Here is a 4,839-nt window from a genome sequence, read left to right as displayed (position 1 = left end):
ACTAACACTTGTTAGTTTGTTATGCAAATTTAGTGAAAATTTTAATATGTTACGAAAACGTTGTAATTTTTTTGATTTAAACCATTAAGACATTAAGGTTCATTAAGTTTTAGGTTTGGAACACAGATTTTAGAAATTTGAGAAATTATACAATTCCATTGAGTAAAACTTGAATCATAGTTGCTTTTAGGACTTCGGGTTTGATTGTTTTTTTCTTTCCGTACCAAAGGTAAAGTGTTCTTAATGTTGATAGCGTTGAGAAGATGATTACTTCGATGTTTAGGTTTTTTATTTCGCCGTTTGCTATTCCGGTTTTGATTATTTGTCGGAAACTTTCTTCGTAGTCGTTTCGCATTTTGATGAAATAAATTAAATCATCGTCTGTTAAGTGCATCCAATCGTTGTTTAGGCAAGCCAATGCATCGGAATTCCTTAATGTAATGTCGATGTGAAGTTGGATAACTCGCTCGATTTTTTGGATGGTAGTTTGTTCTGAAGCTAGAATTTCATCTATTACTGAGGTAAATTCTTCGGCAATTTCGATGATGATTAAAACTAGAATTTCTTGTTTGGACTTGATGTGATTGTATAGACTTGCGGCTTTGATATCCATTTCTTGGGCGATGTCACGCATAGTCACAGCGCTGTATCCTTTTTCTTTGAAAAGTCGTGCTGCTACGTTTATAATTTCGGTTTTTCTGTCGGTAATCTTCATTGGTGTCAAATATATAGAATATTTTTAGTTGGGTAACTTTTGTTACAAATTTGTGTATGGGATAGTTTTACTTTTGCTGTGTTATTAAGTTTCAAAAAATCTAATAATAAATTAAAGCCCTTTGACTACGCTCAGGGTGACAAACTATTAAAAAAATATAATTATGGGATTATTAAGTATGTTGGGATTGAGTGGAAAATCGGAAAATATTAAAGAATTTATAGATAAAGGCGCGGTTATAATTGATGTTAGAACTCCTGGAGAATTTCAAGGTGGACATATTAAAGGTTCGAAAAACATTCCGTTGAATACTATTGGAAATCAAATTGAAAGCATTAAAAAATTGAACAAACCTGTGATTGCTTGTTGTGCAAGTGGTATGCGAAGTGCTCAAGCGACATCAATTTTAAAAAGTAATGGAATTGAAGCTATGAATGGTGGCGGTTGGAGTAGCTTGAAAAATAAATTGTAGTTTTTGGGTTTTAAAAAAAAACCATCCCGAATTAACGAGATGGTTTGAAAAAAACTTAATTATTAAAAACTACTTACTTTTTAATTACTTTAAAGATTTTAACCTTATCATCAACTAAAACTCTAACGATATATGAACCTGACGAATATCTGGACATATCTATTGTTGTTTCATTTTCGTTTACCGATTTTGAAAAGACAATTTGACCAAGTATATTCACAACTTCTAAATTTGTCATCATTTCTGTTGAAGAAATTGTTACAAAATCAACAACTGGATTTGGATATAATTTGATAACATTTGCTACAAACTCTTCATTTCCTAAGCAACCACCTAACGTCATTGTTACTGCTAATCTTGTTGGACTTTCACAACTTGTAACTGTTTGAGAAGCATAGTAAGTTGTTCCCGAAACTAAAGCTGTTCCTGGTGGAATTACATTTCCGCTTGACGGTGCATCGTACCAAACAATATTTGAACCTGTGACAGATATTAATCCAACTGTTTCACCTGCGCAAAACGTTTGATTTGCAAATCCGGTTGGTGCAGCTGTTGGACTTATTGAAGCCGTAACAGCAACTTTCGATGTTGTACAATCACCATTGGTTGCTTCAACATAATACGTTGTAGAAACGGAAATAGTTGGCGTTGTAAAACTTGAACCTGTTGCTAATAGTGTTCCGCCAGAAGCATTTGCATACCAATTTAATGTTCCGAAACTTTGTGTTGTTGCACTTAATGTTAGTGTTCCGGCATCACATCTACTTGCTGGAGTTGTTGAAAGAACTGATACTGCTGTATAAATAGTTGCAGTAATTGGAGTTCTTGCAGAAGTACACGTTCCGTTTGTCACCTCAACATAATACGTTGTTGAAGCTGCCAAACTTGGTGTGTTGAATATTCCGCCAGTAGTTAACGCTGCTCCACCACTTGCATTGGCAAACCAACTTATTGTTCCCACATTTGATGTTGCTTGTAATTGAACACTTCCAGTTCCGCATCTACTTGCCGGTGTTGTTGATGTTATTATTGGAATATCAAAAACAGTAGCCGTAATTGCAGTTCTAATTGAAGAAATACATCCGTTGTTTACTGCTTCTACATAATAAGTTGTAGTTGTTGAAATACTTGGAGTTGTAAAACTTGAACCTGTTGCAATTGCAGTTCCACCACTTGGAACACTATACCAATTGATTGTTCCAATAGTATAAGTTGCGCCTAATGTTACTGTTCCAGTTCCGCATCTACTTGCAGGAGTTAGCGTTGTGTTGAATGGTCTGTCAGTAACAGTCACAACAACAGGAATTCTTGCTGATTGACAACTTCCATCAGTTGCTTGAACATAAAACGTTGTTGTAGCTGCCCAATTACTTAACGAAAAGCTGTTTCCTGTTCCTTGAACAATTCCTCCTGTTGGAACATTGTACCAAGCTAAAGTTCCTGCACTTGCAGTTGCCGATATTGTAAATGTATCGCCACCACAAATGGTTGTTGGAGTTGTTGAAGTTATAGTTGGACTAGGATTAATTGTTGCAATAACTGCTGTTCTTGTTCCAGTTGCACAACTTCCGTTTACAGCTTCTACATAATAAGTTGTAGTTGTTGAAATACTTGGTGTTGTAAAACTATTGGTCGTTGCCAAAGCTGTTCCACCACTTGCATTTGCGTACCAAACTACATTTCCTGCACTTGAAGCAGCTGATAAAGTTACCGATCCAGCATCGCATCGACTACTTGGTGTAGTTGAAGTTATTGTTGGAGTAACATTTATAGTTGCAGTAACAGCAGTTCTTGTAGAAGTACAATTTCCGTTAGAAGATTCAACATAATAGGTTGTAGAAACTGAAATACTTGGAGTTGTAAAACTTGTTCCAGTTGCTAAACTTGTGCCGCCTGTTGGAGTTGCAAACCAATTAATAGTCCCAGAATTGGCTGTTGCAGCTAATATTACTGTTCCAGCATCACAACGACTGTTTGGTGTAGTTGCTGTAATAATTGGAGTAGTATTTACAGTTGCAATTACCGCTGTTCTTGGCGACGTACAACTTCCAGTAGATGCTTCTACATAATAAGTTGTCGTTACGCTTATACTTGGAGTTACGAAACTATTGGTTGTTGCCAAAGGAGTTCCACCTGTTGGATTTTCATACCAAATTGTACTTCCAGCACTTGATGTAGCAGTTAAAGTTACACTTCCGGCATCACAACGACTTGCTGGTGTTGTTGATGTTATTGTTGGTGTAGTATTTACAGTAGCAATTACTGGAAGTCTTGTAGAAGTACAAACTCCGTTAATAGATTCAACATAATACGTTGTAGTTGTTGAAATACTTGGCGTTGTAAAACTTACTCCAGTTGCAATAGCAGTCCCGCCAGTTGGATTAGCATACCAATTTAATGTTCCAACATTAGTTGTAGCTTGCAAAGTTAATGTTCCTGCATCACATCTACTTGCAGGCGTTGTGCTTGTAACAGATGGATTTGCATAAACATTTATGTAAGCGTTTAAAGTTACAGTACCAGTTCCGTTGTAGTTTGCAGCTACTAATGTCACTGCGTAACTTCCGGCTGTATTGTATGTTATTACAGGATTTTGAACCGTTGAACTGTTTGGAGTTCCACCAGTAAATGTCCAATTCCAAGCCGATGGAATATTGGTTGATGTATCTGTAAATGTTACTGCTTGACCAATACAAATTTCGGTAGCCGAAGCTGTAAAACTTGCTACTGGTGGCGCTGTTGGACAAATTTGAGGCGTTGCATCAACAACTGCACCATTATTATCTCCACCAAAATAAGCATAAAATGAAGGAGGAAAAGGACATACTCCTACAATCGTTTCATCTGTTGCTGCTCCGTCGTTATCGCCACCCATATAGGCAAAGAACGAAGGAGGAATTCCGCAAGTTGTAGCCGACAATTCATCGACTGCTGTGCCATCATTGTCGCCACCTAAGTAGGCAAAATACGATGGTGGAATTCCACACGCTGTATTACTTAATTCATCTACTGTTGCTCCGTCATTGTTTCCTCCAAAATATGCGTTGAAATGCGCAGGAATTCCGCAGGACGTACTACTCAATTCTTCCGAAAAAGATCCAGAGGAACTTCCTCCATTGTATTGAGCAAACGATGACAAATGAGACAAAAAGATTATTAAGAATACAACTATATAATTTTTAGTTGTTTTCATCTAATTTGATTTTAAAATTGTTAAATAATTTTGATTCAGAAATAAACTATTTGTGTTTTACTTCTTTCAAATTAGATTATTATCTCACGCCACGACCACCAAAAGTGTAATTTCTTGTAGTGTTAACTGATGTAATACTTGCTCTATCAGATACTTTTACTCTATCTACAACATTTACATAATCACCACCTCTAAAACCTACTCCAATGGCTGTTGTTGGATCTGGCCAAGTTGCTTGATTTGCAAGACCATTTGCTGCAATTGTTCCGTCACCTAAAGTTCCATTGAATGCTGTTCCTGTAGCATTTGAAGTTGTAATACAACGTTCAGATAAATTTCCTCCAAGTTCCATTGCACCATAATAAGAAGCTCCAGCCGAAGCTCTTCCAGAAGTACCTGTTGCGAAAGCACCAACTTTAACCGGACCATAAATTCCAGAACTAGAACCAATTCCTGCAG

The 4,839-nt window shown here is 36.7% G+C and carries 3 protein-coding genes and 1 pseudogene; 1 reads left to right on the top strand and 3 read right to left on the bottom strand.

All coding sequences use genetic code 11. From position 1 onward, the window contains the following. Positions 1-145: 145 nt before the first annotated feature. Positions 146-715, bottom strand: coding sequence for a TetR/AcrR family transcriptional regulator (locus ACIQ32_RS11845; RefSeq protein WP_396193142.1), 570 nt, complete (start codon positions 713-715; stop codon positions 146-148). 163 nt (positions 716-878) lie between these two features. On the opposite strand from ACIQ32_RS11845, the gene ACIQ32_RS11840 reads away from it, so the two are divergent. Beyond that, positions 879-1,187: a rhodanese-like domain-containing protein gene (locus ACIQ32_RS11840; RefSeq protein ID WP_396193141.1), complete on the top strand. Its 309-nt coding sequence runs from the start codon at positions 879-881 to the stop codon at positions 1,185-1,187. A gap of 73 nt (positions 1,188-1,260) precedes the next feature. Here ACIQ32_RS11840 and ACIQ32_RS11835 read toward each other — a convergent pair whose 3' ends face one another. Both ACIQ32_RS11835 and ACIQ32_RS11830 read right to left on the bottom strand, forming a co-directional pair. Beyond that, positions 1,261-4,380 carry a T9SS type A sorting domain-containing protein gene (locus ACIQ32_RS11835; RefSeq protein ID WP_396193140.1) on the bottom strand — a complete coding sequence of 1,040 codons (3,120 nt, stop codon included), beginning with the start codon at positions 4,378-4,380 and terminating at the stop codon, positions 1,261-1,263. 79 nt (positions 4,381-4,459) lie between these two features. Further along, positions 4,460-4,839 (bottom strand): annotated as a pseudogene (locus ACIQ32_RS11830) (hypothetical protein); the annotation flags it as partial.

It is taken from the genome of Flavobacterium sp. (genome assembly GCF_044373165.1).
In the GTDB taxonomy this organism is placed as follows: Bacteria; Bacteroidota; Bacteroidia; order Flavobacteriales; family Flavobacteriaceae; genus Flavobacterium.
This window is presented reverse-complemented; position numbering and strand designations above follow the sequence as displayed.

Bases quoted from the DNA above. Each gene is read 5' to 3' on its own strand.
- ACIQ32_RS11845 (WP_396193142.1), bottom strand. From the start codon at position 715: ATGAAGATTACCGACAGAAAAACCGAAATTATAAACGTAGCAGCACGA.
- ACIQ32_RS11840 (WP_396193141.1), top strand. From the start codon at position 879: ATGGGATTATTAAGTATGTTGGGATTGAGTGGAAAATCGGAAAATATT.
- ACIQ32_RS11835 (WP_396193140.1), bottom strand. From the start codon at position 4,380: ATGAAAACAACTAAAAATTATATAGTTGTATTCTTAATAATCTTTTTG.